The 15,252-nt window shown below is 72.0% G+C and carries 11 protein-coding genes; 8 read left to right on the top strand and 3 right to left on the bottom strand.

The genetic code is table 11. From position 1 onward, the window contains the following. The first annotated feature begins 412 nt into the window (after positions 1–412). The 3 genes from JOD66_RS25065 to JOD66_RS25075 are packed head-to-tail and all read left to right on the top strand — an operon-like array spanning position 413 to position 4,700. Complete coding sequence (locus JOD66_RS25065; RefSeq protein WP_204839499.1) at positions 413–2,935, top strand: GcvT family protein; 2,523 nt, start codon at positions 413–415, stop codon at positions 2,933–2,935. After that, positions 2,932–3,714: an electron transfer flavoprotein subunit beta/FixA family protein gene (locus JOD66_RS25070; RefSeq protein ID WP_204839500.1), complete on the top strand. Its 783-nt coding sequence runs from the start codon at positions 2,932–2,934 to the stop codon at positions 3,712–3,714. Before JOD66_RS25065 ends, JOD66_RS25070 begins: the two co-directional genes overlap by 4 nt. Continuing rightward, positions 3,711–4,700: an electron transfer flavoprotein subunit alpha/FixB family protein gene (locus tag JOD66_RS25075; protein WP_204839501.1), complete on the top strand. Its 990-nt coding sequence runs from the start codon at positions 3,711–3,713 to the stop codon at positions 4,698–4,700. The genes JOD66_RS25070 and JOD66_RS25075 overlap by 4 nt, the downstream gene beginning before the upstream one ends. On the opposite strand, the gene JOD66_RS25080 is transcribed toward JOD66_RS25075, so the two are convergent. Continuing rightward, a complete protein-coding gene (locus JOD66_RS25080; protein ID WP_204839502.1) occupies positions 4,697–5,335 on the bottom strand; it encodes a TetR/AcrR family transcriptional regulator in 639 nt (212 codons plus the stop codon). The two genes, JOD66_RS25075 and JOD66_RS25080, sit on opposite strands and share 4 nt — an antisense overlap. Before the next feature lie 99 nt (positions 5,336–5,434). On the opposite strand from JOD66_RS25080, the gene JOD66_RS25085 reads away from it, so the two are divergent. The 3 genes from JOD66_RS25085 to JOD66_RS25095 are packed head-to-tail and all read left to right on the top strand — an operon-like array spanning position 5,435 to position 10,508. Continuing rightward, positions 5,435–6,919 (top strand): aldehyde dehydrogenase, encoded by a 1,485-nt coding sequence (locus JOD66_RS25085; RefSeq protein WP_204839503.1) that lies wholly within the window; start codon positions 5,435–5,437, stop codon positions 6,917–6,919. 14 nt (positions 6,920–6,933) lie between these two features. After that, complete coding sequence (locus JOD66_RS25090; RefSeq protein ID WP_307823789.1) at positions 6,934–8,439, top strand: APC family permease; 1,506 nt, start codon at positions 6,934–6,936, stop codon at positions 8,437–8,439. After that, positions 8,436–10,508, top strand: a complete 2,073-nt coding sequence (locus JOD66_RS25095; RefSeq protein WP_204839504.1) for an oxidoreductase — start codon at positions 8,436–8,438, stop codon at positions 10,506–10,508. Before JOD66_RS25090 ends, JOD66_RS25095 begins: the two co-directional genes overlap by 4 nt. On the opposite strand, the gene JOD66_RS25100 is transcribed toward JOD66_RS25095, so the two are convergent. Together JOD66_RS25100 and JOD66_RS25105 are read right to left on the bottom strand one after the other, a co-directional pair. Next, the gene (locus tag JOD66_RS25100; protein ID WP_204839505.1) at positions 10,492–11,298 is read right to left on the bottom strand and encodes an endonuclease/exonuclease/phosphatase family protein; all 807 of its coding nucleotides are present in this window, start codon (positions 11,296–11,298) and stop codon (positions 10,492–10,494) included. The genes JOD66_RS25095 and JOD66_RS25100 overlap by 17 nt on opposite strands. Before the next feature lie 12 nt (positions 11,299–11,310). Next, positions 11,311–12,138: a carbon-nitrogen hydrolase family protein gene (locus JOD66_RS25105; RefSeq protein WP_204839506.1), complete on the bottom strand. Its 828-nt coding sequence runs from the start codon at positions 12,136–12,138 to the stop codon at positions 11,311–11,313. A 165-nt stretch (positions 12,139–12,303) separates the two neighbouring features. Between JOD66_RS25105 and JOD66_RS25110 the strand changes: the two genes are divergently transcribed. Further along, positions 12,304–13,725: a purine-cytosine permease family protein gene (locus JOD66_RS25110; RefSeq protein WP_204839507.1), complete on the top strand. Its 1,422-nt coding sequence runs from the start codon at positions 12,304–12,306 to the stop codon at positions 13,723–13,725. Beyond that, positions 13,722–15,245, top strand: a complete 1,524-nt coding sequence (locus tag JOD66_RS25115; RefSeq protein WP_204839508.1) for a GMC family oxidoreductase — start codon at positions 13,722–13,724, stop codon at positions 15,243–15,245. The genes JOD66_RS25110 and JOD66_RS25115 overlap by 4 nt, the downstream gene beginning before the upstream one ends. Positions 15,246–15,252 lie beyond the last annotated feature (7 nt).

Here is a 15,252-nt window from a genome sequence, read left to right on the forward strand (position 1 = left end):
TCGTCTGTAGCGGACCCGTACGGACCCCGTTTCGCGACGTCTCGGGTCCGGTAGGGCGGCGGACTCCGTGTTACAGCGCGACCCGACGCTGACGCCCGTGCCCCGGCCGGACGCCGCAGTGCGCCGACGTACGCCGACGTGCTGGTTCGAGCGCGCGAGTGTGCGACCGCTGTAACACGTTGTCGGCTGCTCCTCACGACGCAGGTCGTCTGTAGCGGACCCGTACGGACCCCGTTTCGCGACGTCCCGGGCCCGGTAGGGCGGCGGACTCCGTGTTACAGCGCGCCCCAAACTCGAGCGCCGATCCCGGGCATTGACACCCGGCCGGGCGCGGGTGATTCTAGATCTGTCTCGTATGACGCATTCAGTTGCGCAATACGCAACCCACCGACTCACCTTCCAAGGAGTCCCCATGGCCACCGTTCCCACCTCGGCCGGCGTCGTCGTGATCGGCGCGGGCATCGTCGGCAACAGCCTGGTGCACCACCTCGCGCGCCTGGGCTGGCGCGACATCGTGCAGATCGACAAGGGAGCGCTGCCCAACCCCGGCGGCTCCACCGGCCACGCGTCGAACTTCATCTTCCCGGTCGACCACTCCCGCGAGATCACCGACCTCACCCTCGACTCGGTGCGGCAGTACCAGGAGATGGGCGTCTTCACGCAGTCCGGCGGCTTCGAGATCGCGCGCACCGAGGAGCGGATGGAGGAGCTGCGCAGGCGCATGTCGAGCGCGAAGGCGTGGGGGATCGAGTCGGAGCTGGTGAGCCCGGAGTTCGTGAAGGAGAAGGTGCCCTTCATCGAGACCGACCAGTTCATCGGGGCGTTCTGGACGCCGAGCGTCGGCGTGGTCGACTCGCTGCGTGCCGGCACCATCATGCGGGAGGCGGCCCTCGCCACCGGCGAGCTGACCGTCGTGCCCACGGTCGAGGTGATCGGGATGGACACCGAGGAGGGCGCCGACGGCCACCGCAGGATCGTCCGCGTCCGCACCGACGGCGGTGACATCGAGACCACCCACGTCGTGATCGCCGCCGGCGTGTGGAGCCCCAAGCTGGGCGACATGGCGGGCATCAGCATCCCGCTCACTCCGGCCGTGCACCAGATGATCAGCGTCGGCCCGTGCCCGCAGCTCGCCGAGCGGGAGGGCGAGATCTCCTTCCCGATCATCCGCGACATGGACACCTTCTGCTACGAGCGCCAGCACGGCGCCGACATGGAGGTCGGTTCGTACGCCCACCGCGCGATCCTGCACGAGCCCGAGGACATCCCCTCGATCGAGCAGTCCAAGCTCTCGCCGACCGAGCTGCCGTTCACCTCCGAGGACTTCGACCCGCAGCTCGAGCAGGCCTACGAGCTGATGCCCGAGCTGCTCGGCGCCGAGGGTGCCGAGATGCGCTACGCGATCAACGGCCTGCTGTCGCTGACCTGCGACGGCGCGCCCATCCTGGGCGAGAGCGAGGTCAAGGGACTGTGGACGGCGGCCGCGGTCTGGATCAAGGAGGGGCCGGGCGTCGGGCGTGCGGTCGCCGAGTGGATGACCCAGGGCTGGTCCGAGATCGACGTCCACCACAGCGACATCGCCCGCTTCCACACCCACCAGATGCGCCGCGAGCACACCCGGCTACGCACCACCGAGTCGTTCATCAAGACCTACGGCATCGTGCACCCGGCCGAGCAGTACGAGTCGGACCGCGACCAGCGGCTGGCCCCGATGCACGACGCCCAGGTCAAGCTCGGCGCCTTCTTCTTCGAGACCGCCGGCTGGGAGCGGCCGCACTGGTACGAGTCGAACGCCCCGCTCCTGGAGGTGTACGGCGACGCGGTGATGCCGCGCGAGCACGAGTGGGACGCCCGCTGGTGGAGCCCGATCATCAACGCCGAGCACCTGCGCATGCGCGAGGCCGCCGGAGTGGTGGACCTGTCCGCGTTCGCGGTCTTCGACATCACCGGGCCCGGTGCGCTCGACACCGTGCAGCGCACCTGTGTCGCCCAGTGCGACGTCGCCGTCGGCAAGGTGATCTACACGCCGGTCCTCAACGCCCACGGTGGCTTCCTGTCCGACCTCACTGTGATGCGGCTGGGGGAGGACCGCTTCCGGGTGGTCACCGGCGGTGCGCACGGCATGGCCGACCGCAAGACGTTCAGCGACCAGATCACCGATCCCGCCACCACCCTGGCCGACGTCACCGACCAGGTCTCCACGATCGGGCTGTGGGGGCCGCGCGCCCGCGACATCCTCGCGTCCCTGACCGGCGACGACGTGTCCGACGAGGGCTTCGGCTTCCTGACCTGTCGCGACATCACCGCTGCCGGCGTGCCGGTGCTCGCCTCGCGGATCTCGTACGTCGGCGAGCTGGGCTGGGAGCTCTACGTCGCCATGGACGACGCCGCCCGGCTGTGGGACGCGCTGCTCGAGGCGGGCCAGCCCCATGGCGCCGTGCCGGTCGGCATCGGCGTCTACGGCACCACCGGGAGGATCGAGAAGGGCTACCGCGCCTACGGCTACGAGCTCGACTCGGAGCGCACCATCGTCGAGGCCGGCATGCAGCGCCCGAAGGTGAAGGCCGCCGACTTCGTCGGCAAGGCGGCCTATCTCGCCCAGCGCGACCAGGCGCCGGCCGCGGTGCTGTGCACGATGACGGTCGACGACCACACCTCGGCGTCGGGCATCAAGCGCTACATGCTGGGCGGTGAGCCGATCCTGACCCGCGACGGCGGCGCCCTCACCGACGGGCACGGGCATCACCCCTATGTGACCAGCGCGGGCTCCGCGCCCTCGCTCGGCAAGCACGTGCTGCTGGCCTATCTCCCGCCCGACCAGGCGGTGCTCGGCAACCAGCTCGCGGTGTCCTACATGGAGGAGCTGTACCCGGTCACCGTCGCCTCGGTCGACGCCACGGCGCTGCTCGACCCGGGGAACGAGCGCATCCGATGAGCGAGGCGCTCGACGTCCTGGTCTGCGTGAAGCGGGTCGTCGACTCCACGGGCGAGGTGGTGCTCACCGACGACGAGCAGTCGGTCGACGGGCGCTACGCCGGCTTCACGTTGAGCAACCACGAGGAGTGCGCGGTCGAGCTGGCGGTGCAGATCGCCACCGCGACGGGAGGCAGCGCCTCGGTGCTGACCCTGGGCGAGCCCGAGGCGGTCGACCAGCTGCGCTCGGCGCTCGCGGTGGGCTGTACCGCCGCGACCCACGTCGAGGCCGACCCCGGCGGCTTCGGGCCGGCCGACGTGGCCCGCGAGATCGCGGCCGTGATCCGCGACCACGAGGCTGCCGGGCGGCCGCACGACCTGGTGCTGCTCGGCAACGACGCCGCCGACACCGGCGACTTCCAGGTCGGGATCCGGCTCGCCTACGAGCTCGGCCGACCGGTGGTCAACGGGGCGGCGACGATCGCGGTGGAGGACGGTCACGTCGTCGCCGGCGTCAAGGGGCCCGAGGGCAGGGAGACCTACCGGGTGCCGCTGCCCGCGGTGGTCACCGTGCTCGAGGGCGGCGTGGAGCCGCGCTATCCGACGGTCCCCGGGCGGATGAAGGCGAAGAAGGTCGAGATCGAGCGACGCGCGCCCAGCACCCAGCCGGTGGGCCCGAACCGGCGCCGGCTCCGGCTGCCTCCGCCGCAGCCGAGCGAGGTGCAGGTGCTCGGCAAGGGCGCCGACGCGGCCGCCGCGGTGGTCGACCTGTTCGAGCAGCTGGGAGTGGTGGCGCGATGATCCTGGTCCTGGTCGAGACCGACGCGAGCGGCGCGGTCGAGGTGTCCCGCGAGACGCTGTCCTTCGCCCGCGACCTGTCCGCGTCGGGCGGCGGCGTACCCGTCGACGCGGTGGTCGTGGGCGAGCCGGCGTGCCCGGCGGGGGAGCTCGCGACCCAGCTGGCGGCGTACGGCGTGCGCGACGTGCACCACGCCACCGGCGACGCGTTCGGCTCCTACGGCGGCGCCGCCTGGGCGAGCGCCGTGCAGTCGGTGCGCGAGACCGCCGGCTCCGTGGTGGTGACCGCGGCGGGGACGCCCCGGGGGATGGAGGTGCTGGCCCACCTGGCCGCCCGCCTCGGCGTGGCGATGGCCGCCAACGTGGTGGCCTTCGACGGCCTGGCGCCGTTCACGGTGACCCGGCAGGTCGTCGGCGGCGCCGCGCTCGAGGACATGGTCCTGGGCGAGCGGCCGGCGATCTTCACCGTCGCCGGGCATGCCGTCGAGGCGACGCCCGCAGCGAATCCGGGGGAGGGCCGCGTCGTCACGACGACGCCGGAGGTGGCGCCCGCCGACCTGGTGGCGCGCGTCGTGTCGGCCGAGCCCGCGCAGGAGGACCTCTCCGGCGGCCTGAAGTCGGCCCGCGTGGTGGTCGGCGCCGGTCGCGGCGCGGGCAGTGCCGACGGCTTCGGCGACCTGCTCGAGCTGGTCGACCTGCTCGACGGCGCGCTCGGTGTCTCGCGGGTGGTCACCAGCCTCGGCTGGCGCCCCCATCACGAGCAGGTCGGCCAGACGGGGAGCCGGATCTCGCCCGACCTGTACGTCGCCTGCGGCATCTCGGGTGCGATCCAGCACTGGGCGGGCTGCGCGAGCGCGAAGACGATCGTGGCGATCAACACCGACCCGGACGCGCCGATGGTCGCCAAGGCCCACTACGCCGTGATCGGCGACCTGCACGAGATCGTGCCGGCGATCAACGAGGAGATCCGCCGCCGCCGGAGTGCTTAGTTCTTTGCGCTGCTCGGCAGGTCAGGCCGGGCCGGGATGACCCGGACTCCGGTGGCGGCGTAGGCATAGCTCGCCAGCTGCTGCTCGGCCCGCTCCAGGGTCAGCGAGGAGTTGTGGGCCAGCAGGTGCAGGCCGAAGGCGTCCTCGAGGGCCACGAAGTTGCGGGCGATGGCGTCGGCCTCGTCGGTGAGGGTGAACACCCCGGTGGCGCGGCCGACCTCGAGCACGGCGGTGTAGAGCGAGACCTCGCGGTCGAACAGCAGGGTCATCAGGGTGGCGTGCATGGGGCTGCGGCTGGCGCTCACCGAGATCTCGTCGAGCACCTGGCTGAGCAGCAGGTCCTCGCCGCGGGGCAGGCCCGAGTGCATGAGCCGGGCGAGCTTGTCGACGGGGGAGAGGTCGCCGGCGACCACCTGCTGGCGAGACCAGTAGTAGCGGTCGGTCGCGGCCTGGTGGGCCGCCTCGACCAGCCCGTCGAGGTCGGGGTAGTAGTACGCCACCAGGCGCGGCGAGATGCCGGCCTGCTCGGCGATGTTCTTCATGGTGACGCCGCTCAGGCCGTGCTCGGCGATCACCGTCAGGGTCGCGGCGATCAGGTGCTCGCGGCGGGCCGCCTGGTCCTTGCGTCGTGCCATGGCGCCCACCGTAGCGCCCGGTCCTGATTCCGGACCGTCGTTGACAGCGATGGGTGACCCGGGTCATATTTGCGCTGAAGCGCAAAGAAAGGATCCCGCGTGCGCACTCACCAGGACTGGCTCGCCGAGGCCGCCAAGGTCGTCCTCCCGACCCGCCCCTTCGTCGGCGGCGGCTTCGTCGACGCCGGCACGGCGACCTTCGAGAACCGCAACCCGGCCACGGGCGCCCTGCTCGCCGAGGTCGCCGACGCCGGCGCCGAGGGCGTGGACCACGCCGTCCGCGCGGCCCGGGCCACCTTCGACTCCGGGGTCTGGAGCCGCGCGGGCGTGGCCTTCCGCCGTGCGCGGATGCTCCGCTTCGCGGACCTGCTCGCCGAGCATGCCGCGGAGCTCGCCGTGCTCGACTCGCTCGACATGGGCAAGCGGGTGGTCGACGCCCACGAGCTCGACCTGCCGTTCTCCGTCGACCTGTTCCGCTACTACGCCGAGGCGATCGACAAGGTCAACGACGAGGTCGCGCCGACCCCGCCGGGCACCACCGCCCTCGTCCGCCGGGTCCCGCTGGGCGTCGTCGGCGCGGTCGTGCCGTGGAACTACCCCGTCGACATGCTCGCCTGGAAGGTCGCCCCGGCGATGGCGGCCGGCAACAGCGTGGTCCTCAAGCCCGCCGAGCAGTCGCCCTCCTCGGCGCTGCGGATCGCCGAGCTCGCCGTCGAGGCCGGCATCCCCGAGGGCGTCCTCAACGTCGTGCCCGGACTCGGCGAGACCACCGGTCGGGCGCTCGGCCTGCACCCGGACGTCGACGTCCTCGCGTTCACCGGCTCGACCGAGGTGGGCGCCTACTTCCTGCAGTACGCCGGCCAGTCCAACCTCAAGCAGGTCTGGCTCGAGTGCGGCGGCAAGAGCCCCCACGTCGTCTTCGCGGACGCCGAGGACCTCGCCGCCACCGCGAAGCAGACCGCCTTCGGCATCTGGTTCAACCAGGGCGCCGTCTGCTCGGCGCACTCCCGCGTGCTCGTGCAGCGCGAGGTGCACGACGAGTTCGTCTCGCTCGTCGCGGCCGAGGCGGCGGCGTACGCGCCCGGCGACCCGCTCGACCCCGCCGCCGGCATGGGCGCGATCGTCTCGCCCGAGCAGACCGACCGGATCATGCGCTTCGTCGACGAGGCCCGGGGCTCCGGTGCCCGCCTGGTCACCGGTGGCGAGCGGGTCACCCGCGACGGCAGCGACTGCTACGTGCAGCCGACCGTGTTCGACGGCGTCGACCCGGCGTCCACGCTCGCCCGCGAGGAGGTGTTCGGGCCGGTGCTCGCGATCACGCCCTTCGACACCGAGGACGAGGCGGTCGCGCTCGCCAACGGCACGGCGTACGGCCTCGCCGCGTCCGTCGCCACCAGCAGCCTCGGCCGGGCGCACCGCCTCGCCGATCGGATCCACGCGGGGACCGTCACGGTCAACGGGGTGGACGCCTTCAGCGCCTGGACCCCGTTCGGCGGGTTCAAGGGCTCCGGGTTCGGCCGCGACCTCTCGCTGCACGCCCTCGACAAGTACGTCGGTCTGAAGACCGTCTGGATCAACCACTGAACGACCAGGGGGTCATCGTGTCCAACCAGCCCACCGAGCTCGCCGCCGAGCAGCACGCCCTGCTGCACAAGTCGCTGCGACGCTTCGACATCGTCTTCCTGCTGATCGCCGCCGTCGTCGGCCTCGAAACCCTCGGCCAGGTCTCCGGGTACGGCGCCGAGGCGTTCACCTGGGCCCTCGTGCTCGCCGTATTCTTCCTGGTCCCCTACGGGCTGATCTTCGCCGAGACCGGCGCGGCCTTCAGCGAGGAGGGCGGTGCCTACACCTGGGTCCGCGACGCCTTCGGGCGGCCCGCGGCGGCCGTCGCCGCGATCCTGACCTGGATCACCCAGCCGGTCTGGGTCGGCGGGTCGATGGCCTTCCTCGCCGCGGAGACCGTCAGCAGCTACCTGACCCCCATCGAGCACGGCTCCCTCGGCGACTACGTGTTCAAGGTCGTCTTCATCTGGATCACCGTGCTCGCCGCGGTGGTGAGCCTGCAGAAGGGCAAGTGGCTGCCGACCAGCGGCGCCCTGCTCAAGGTCGGCCTGCTGGTGTTCTTCGTGCTGACCACCGTCGTCTACGCCATCCAGAACGGCGTCGTCGCCCTCCATCCGGGCGACTTCAGCCCCACCCTGCTCGGACTCTTCGGCTCGGTGCCGATCCTGCTCTTCGCCTACCTCGGCTTCGAGTCCTCCAACAGCGCCGCCGGAGAGATGGAGAACCCCGCCCGCGACGTCCCGGTCTCGATCCTCCGGTCCTGCGCGACCGCCGCCGCCTGCTACCTGGTGCCGATCATGGCGATCCTGCTCGTCGTACCGGCCGAGGACATCACGGGCATCGGCGGCCTCTTCGACGCCGTCGGCACGGTCTACTCAGTCTACGGCGGCGCGGCCGACGTGCTGCTCAAGCTCACCGCCGTCGTCTTCGTCTACATCCTGATGAGCCAGGGCGCGGCGTGGATGATCATCTCCGACCGCATGCAGGCGATGACCGCGGCCGACGGCTCGTTCTTCGGCGGCTTCTTCGGCCGCTTCCACCCCGGCCTCGGCACCCCGGTCCGCGTCAACATGCTCTCCGGCGTCGTGTCCACCACGTTCATGCTCGTCGCGATGCAGGTCACCGGCGACGGCGCGTCGATCTTCGGGGTGGTGCTGACCATCTCGATCTCGACCTTCCTGCTCAGCTACCTGCTCGTCATCCCGGCGGCGATCCGGCTGCGCACCCGCTACCCGGACAAGGAGCGCCCGTTCCGCGTACCCGTCTCGGACCGCCAGTTCGCCGTGCTCGGCTGGATCGCCTTCGCCTGGGTGCTGCTGGGGTCGTGGGTGGCCGTCTTCCCCGGCACCCTGGAGCGGCTGTTCGGCGAGGACTACCCGTTCGAGGAGTACTGGGGCGTCAGCCAGGCCACGTTCGAGGTCTTCACGCTCGGCACCCTGGCCTTCCTGCTCGCCCTCTGCGCCGTGGGCTACGCCCTCGGTGCCCCCGTGCGCGCCTCCGGTGCCACCATCACGCCCGACACCGAGGAGATCTCCCGATGACCGAGCAGCCCGCCGTGGCCGCGCCGTACGACGTCCTGTTCGAGCCCGTGCAGATCGGCCCGTTCACGACGAAGAACCGCTTCTACCAGGTGCCCCACTGCAACGGCATGGGCTACCGCGACCCCAGCGCGCAGGCCTCGATGCGCAAGATCAAGGCCGAGGGCGGCTGGTCGGTCGTGTGCACCGAGCAGGTGGAGATCCACGCGACGTCCGACATCGCGCCGTTCATCGAGCTGCGGATCTGGGACGACCAGGACCTGCCCGCGCTCAAGCGGATCGCCGACGCGATCCACGAGGGCGGCGGCCTGGCCGGCATCGAGCTGGCCCACAACGGCATGAACGCGCCCAACCAGCTCAGCCGCGAGACCCCGCTCGGGCCGCAGCACCTGCCGGTCGCGCCCGACACGATCGCGCCGGTGCAGGCGCGGGCGATGTCGAAGCAGGACATCGACGACCTGCGGCGCTGGCACCGCAACGCCGTACGCCGCTCGCTCGAGGCGGGCTACGACGTCGTCTACGTCTACGGCGCCCACGGCTACGGCGCCCCCCACCACTTCCTCTCGCGCCGCTACAACAACCGCACGGACGAGTACGGCGGCTCGCTGGAGAACCGGATGCGGCTGCTGAAGGAGCTGCTGGAGGACACGATCGAGGAGGTCGCCGGCCGCGCCGCCGTTGCCTGCCGGATCACGGTCGAGGAGGAGATCGACGGCGGCATCACCCGCGAGGACATCGAGGGCGTGCTGCGCGAGCTCGGCGAGCTGCCCGACCTGTGGGACTTCGCGATGGGCAGCTGGGAGGGCGACTCGGTCACCTCCCGGTTCGCGCCCGAGGGCCGTCAGGAGGAGTTCGTCGCCGGGCTGAAGAAGCTCACCACCAAGCCCGTCGTCGGCGTCGGTCGGTTCACCTCGCCCGACGCGATGGTGCGCCAGGTCAAGGCCGGGATCCTCGACCTGATCGGCGCCGCCCGTCCCTCGATCGCGGACCCCTTCCTCCCCAACAAGATCCGCGACGGCCGGCTCAACCTGATCCGCGAGTGCATCGGCTGCAACATCTGCGTCTCCGGCGACCTCACCATGTCGCCGATCCGCTGCACCCAGAACCCCAGCATGGGCGAGGAGTGGCGCCGTGGCTGGCACCCGGAGCGGATCCGGGCCAAGGAGAGCGACAAGCGCGTGCTCGTCGTCGGAGCGGGCCCGTCCGGCCTCGAGGCGGCGCGGGCGCTCGGCGTACGTGGCTACGAGGTCGTGCTGGCCGAGGCCGGACGCGACCTCGGCGGCCGGGTCGCTGCCGAGTCGCGGCTGCCCGGGCTGTCGGCCTGGGGCCGGGTCAAGGAGTACCGCGAGGCGGTGCTCGCCGAGCTGCCCAACGTCGAGATCTACCGCGAGAGCCCGATGTCGGGCGACGACATCGTCGAGTTCGGCTTCGAGCACGTCATCACGGCGACCGGCGCCTCGTGGCGCACCGACGGCGTCGCGCGCTTCCACACCACCCCGCTGCCGATCGCCGAGGGCGCGCAGGTGCTCGGCCCGGACGACCTGTTCGCCGGCCGGCTGCCCGAGGGCAGGAAGGTCGTCGTGTACGACGACGACCACTACTACCTGGGTGGCGTCGTCGCCGAGCTGCTCGCCCAGCAGGGCTACGACGTCTCCATCGTCACCCCGGCCCCGCAGGTCTCGTCGTGGACCAACAACACCTTCGAGATCAACCGGATCCAGCGCCGGATCATCGAGAACGGCATCACCCGGGTCCTCGACCACGCCGTCGTCGCCGTCGGTGCGGGCGGCGTGACGGTCCGCGAGACCTACACCGGCGCCGAGCGCGACCTCGACTGCGACGCCGTCGTCATGGTGACGGCCCGGTTGCCGCGCGAGGAGCTCTACCTGGACCTGGTCGCGCGTCGCGAGGCCGGCGAGATCGCGTCGGTGCGGGGGATCGGCGACGCCTGGGCCCCCGGCACCATCGCCGCGGCGGTGTGGTCGGGCCGACGCGCGGCCGAGGAGTTCGACGCGGTCCTGCCCTCGAACGACGAGGTCCCGTTCCGGCGGGAGGTCACGGCACTGGCCTGAGGTCCAGCTCGAGGATCCGGTGGTCCGAGACCTCCGGCTCCGCCCGGACCCGGAAGCCCGCGACGGCTTCCGGGTCCGAGACGAGCAGGTAGCTCGCGTGCCGCACCGGCTTGGGGTACGCCGAGGTGCGGGTGTCGGCCGTGCCGACCAGGTCGTGCAGCCCGACCCCGCGCAGCACCTCGAAGGTCGAGCTGTCGGGCAGCAGGTTGAGGTCGCCGGCGAGCACCACGAGGTCGCCGGGATCCCGGGTCGCCTCCACGAAGTCGGCGATCCGCTCGGCCTGCTCCTTGCGCGCCGGGGTGTCCCCCTTGCCGGCGGGGTCGCGCAGGCCGTGCAGCTGGACGACGCACACGGTGCGGCCGGCGGCCCGGTCGACGACGCGCACCGCCTGCACCGCTCGCGGCCGGTCGGCGATCGTCCACTCGTCGTGGTCGACGAAGCCGCCGTGCACGAAGCCGCCCGCCATCCCGACGACGGGCAGCCGCTCGCTCAGGTAGGTGCCGAGCCCGAAGTCCTGCTGGTGCCGGTGGCCGGCGTCGTCGGTGACCGGGCCGGCGTCACTGGCCAGGAACAGCGCCTCGTAGGACGGCAGCAGGCGGCGTACGTCGGCGTGCAGGTCGGCGCGCTGGGGGAGGGAGCGCTCGCCGTCGGCGAAGGAGGTCCAGCCGGCCAGGCCGGGGGTGCGGGTGACCTCCTGGAGGCAGACGACGTCGGCACCGGAGGCGGGCAGCCAAGCCGCGAGGTCGTCGTAGCGGGCACCGCCCCAGGCGTTGACCGAGACGATGCGCATGCGCCGAGTCTGTCAGAGGGCGTAGAGCTCCGGCCGGGTGTCCGTCCACAGTGCGGCGTTGTGGGCGTCGGCGTCGGCGATCCCGGCGGCCAGGTCGACCGTGCAGGTCACGACCGCCGGTCCGCCCGCGTCGTGGCGGGGTGCCTCGACGACGCCGCTGCCGTCGGGCGCGATCACCCGGCTGCGGCCGAACATCGCGGCGTCGCCCTCGCCGCCCGCCTGGTTGACGGTGATCCACCACTGGCCGTTGGCGAGCGCGTGCGCCGGGTGCAGCAGCTCCCACCAGCGCTCGGCGCCGGCCTCGTACGCCGCGGGCATGACCACCAGCCGGGCACCCCGCTCGCGCAGCGCCCGGGCGTACGCCGCGTGGTCGCCGTCGAAGCAGGTCGCCATGCCGACCCGGCCGAAGGGCTCGGTGTCGAGGACGGTGGCCTCCGATCCGGCCGCGAAGACGGCGTCCTCGGCGGTGGGGCGGTAGAGGTGTGCCTTGCGGTGCCGGGCGACGATCTGGCCGGCCGGGTCGTAGACCACCGTGGTGTTGTACGTCGACCCGTCGGCGAGCTCCGGGACGGACCCGGCGAACAGCCACACCCGGTGGGTGCGCGCCGCCGCGGCCAACGCGTCGCTGCGCGGGCCGGGGACCGGCTCGGCGGCCGCGGCGACGATCGCGCCGAGCCGCGGGGCGTCGTAGCCACTGGCCCACAGCTCCGGCAGCACCACCAGCTCGGCGCCCTGGCCGGCCGCCTCGGCGATCAGCGCGAGCGCGGTCGCGAGGTTGGTGGCGGGCTCGCCGGGGACGGCGTGCCACTGCACCAGCCCGATGGTGACGCGGTCCTGCATGGCTGCTCCTTCGCGACGGTGGAGCCCTCATCCCATGCGGCGGCCCAGGTGATGTCAATGCGTCAGGTCATCGCTTTTGTCGATGCTGAGCAACGAAAACCGGTGTTGGTCGGCGGCCTCCCGCGCGCCTTACGGTGAGCGGGATCACGGCCCAGAGGGGGACCCATGCACGACGAGGCGATCGAGACCACGCTGACGGTCGAGAAGCGCACCATCGACCACATCCCGGTGACCGAGCGGCACGGCAAGGCGCGGGACCTGTTCACGATCTGGTTCGGGTCCAACATCATGCTGCTCACCGTCGCCACCGGGGTCGTCGCGACGGCCGTCTACGGCCTGCCGGTGTGGGCCGCCGTCATCGCGCTGGTCGTCGGTCACGCGCTGGGTGGCGTCGTGATGGCGCTGCACGCGGCGCAGGGCCCGCAGATGGGCGTGCCCCAGATGCTCCAGACGCGGGCCCAGTTCGGCTCCTACGGCAGCCTGCTCGTGGTCATCCTGGTGATCTTCATGTACGTCGGCTTCTTCGCCTCCAACATGGTCCTCGGCGGCCAGGCGGTCTCCAGCCTGTTCCATCTCGACGAGACCGTCTCGATCATCCTGATCGGCCTGGTGAGCGTGGTCGGCGCGATCGTCGGCTACCGGATGATCCACGCCCTGACCGGCCTGATGAGCCTGGTCTCGGGCGTGGTGCTCGCCCTCGCGTTCGTGTGGATCCTCGCGGTCAACGACCTGCCGACCGGCACCTTCCACTCCGACGGCGCCACCCTGGCCGGGTTCATGGGCACCATCTCGCTGGCCGCGCTGTGGCAGATCGCCTACGCGCCGTACGTCTCCGACTACACCCGCTACATGCCGCGCGACACCGGCGTCCGGCCGGCGTTCTGGGCGACCTACGCCGGCGCGGTCCTCGGCTCGCTGTTCCCGATGATCCTCGGCGCGATCGTCGGTGCGGCCCTGCCGGAGTCCGACACCGTCTCCGGCCTGCAGGACCTGACCCACGGCGTGGGCGGCCTGGTGATCGCGGTCTTCGGCATCGGCATCGCCTGCACCAACGCGATGAACCTCTACTGCGGCGCGCTCTCCACGATCACCGTCGGACAGACCCTCTTCCCGCGGTGGGTGCCGGGCGCCGCCGCGCGCGGCGTCGTCTCGGGTGTCCTCTTCCTCGCCGCGGTCGTGATGGCACTCGCCGGCAAGGACGACTTCCTGGTCAACTTCACCAACTTCATGCTCCTGCTGCTGTGCGTGCTGGTGCCGTGGACCGCGGTGAACCTGGTCGACTACTACCTGCTCAAGCACGGCGAGTACGACATCGACTCGCTCTTCGAGCGCGACGGTGGCCGCTACGGCCGGTTCAACCTGATCGCCGTCGCCTGCTACTTCCTCGGCATCGCGGTCCAGATCCCGTTCCTGGTCACCACCAAGTACACCGGCCCGATCGGCGAGCGGCTCGACTACGTCGACATCTCGTGGATCGTCGGGCTCGCGGTGATCTGCCCGCTCTACCTGTTCCTGATGCGGCGCTTCGCCCGCTTCTCCGGCCATCGCCCGGTCGTGGAGGCGGCCGCGCAGGGCGGCGTCGCATGACCGACTTCGACTACCTGGTCGTCGGGGGCGGTACGTCGGGCAGCCTGCTCGCAGCGCGCCTCAGCGAGGACCCGGACGTCACCGTCGGGCTCCTCGAGTGGGGGCCCGACGACGAGCACGAGCCGCGGGCCCGCGAGCTGCGCCGCTGGGCGGAGATGCTCGAGGGCGAGTACGACCTCGACTACCGCAGCGTCGCCCAGGAGCGCGGGAACTCCGCGATCCGTCAGGCCCGGCTGCGGATCCTCGGCGGCTGCTCGAACGGCAACACGATGATCTCGTGGCGCACGCTCGCCGCCGACCTCGACGAGTGGGTCGAGCGTGGCGCGGCGGGCTGGGACGCCGCGACGGTGCAGCCGTACTACGACCGGCTGCGGACGCCGATCCAGCCGGTCGCTCCCGAGGACCGCAACCCGATGGTCGCCGACATGGTCACCGCGGCCGCGGCGGCGCTCGACGTACCGCTCCAGGAGGCCTGGAACGACGGCCGGCTCGACGAGCGTGCCGAGGGCGCCGGCTTCTTCGAGGTCGGCTACACGCCCGAGGGCAACGTCCGGTCCTCGACCTCGATCCACTACCTCCACCCCGCCCGGGCGACCCGCGACAACCTGCACGTCGTCCTGGACGCGCGGGTGGAGCGGGTCGACGTCGTCGACGGCCGCGCCGTGGGCGTCGAGGCGCGGGTCGACGGCGCGCTGGTCCGGTTCGGTGCGCGGCGCGAGGTGGTCCTGTGCGCCGGCGCGATCGACACGCCGCGGCTGCTGCAGCTGTCCGGCATCGGGCCGCGCGACGTGCTGGAGGCCGCGGGAGTGCCGGTGGTGCTCGACCTGCCCGGCGTGGGGGAGAACCTGATGGACCACGCCGAGGGCCTGGTCGTCTGGGAGCTCGCGGACGCGCCCCCGGACACCTGTGCGAGCGGGTGGGACGCCGGCGCGCTGGTGAGCGTCATGGAGCCCGACGACCGCCCCGACGTGCTCATGCACTTCCCGGTCGAGCCCTGGGCCGTCCACGCCGAGGCGTACGGCGCCGTCCTGCCCGAGCGGATCGTCTCGATCGCCCCCAACGTCGCCCGCCCCGCCTCCCGCGGCCGGGTCTGGATCACCTCGGCCGACCCCGAGGTCGCGCCCTCGATCGACTACCGCTACTTCACCGACCCATCCGGGCAGGACGAGGCCGTGCTGGTCGCCGGCATCCGGCTCGCCCGCCGGATCGGCGAGGCCGAGCCGTTCGCCTCGCGGCTGGTCCGTGAGGTCTTCCCCGGCCCGGACGTGCAGAGCGACGAGCAGATCAGCGCGGTCGCCCGCGCCACGCACCAGACCGTCTACCACGTCTCCGGCACCTGCCGGATCGGCGCGGACGACGACCCGGGCGCCGTGCTGCGTCCCGACCTCACGGTGCGCGGGATCGAGGGCCTGCGGGTGGTCGACGCCTCGGTGTTCCCGCAGCTGGTCGCCACCAACCCGGTCGTGACCGTGATGATGGTGGCCGAGCGGGCGGCGGACCTGATCTCGGGCCGGGTCTGACGGGAGC

The sequence above is a fragment of the Nocardioides nitrophenolicus genome, assembly GCF_016907515.1.
Classification (GTDB): Bacteria; Actinomycetota; Actinomycetes; order Propionibacteriales; family Nocardioidaceae; genus Nocardioides; species Nocardioides nitrophenolicus.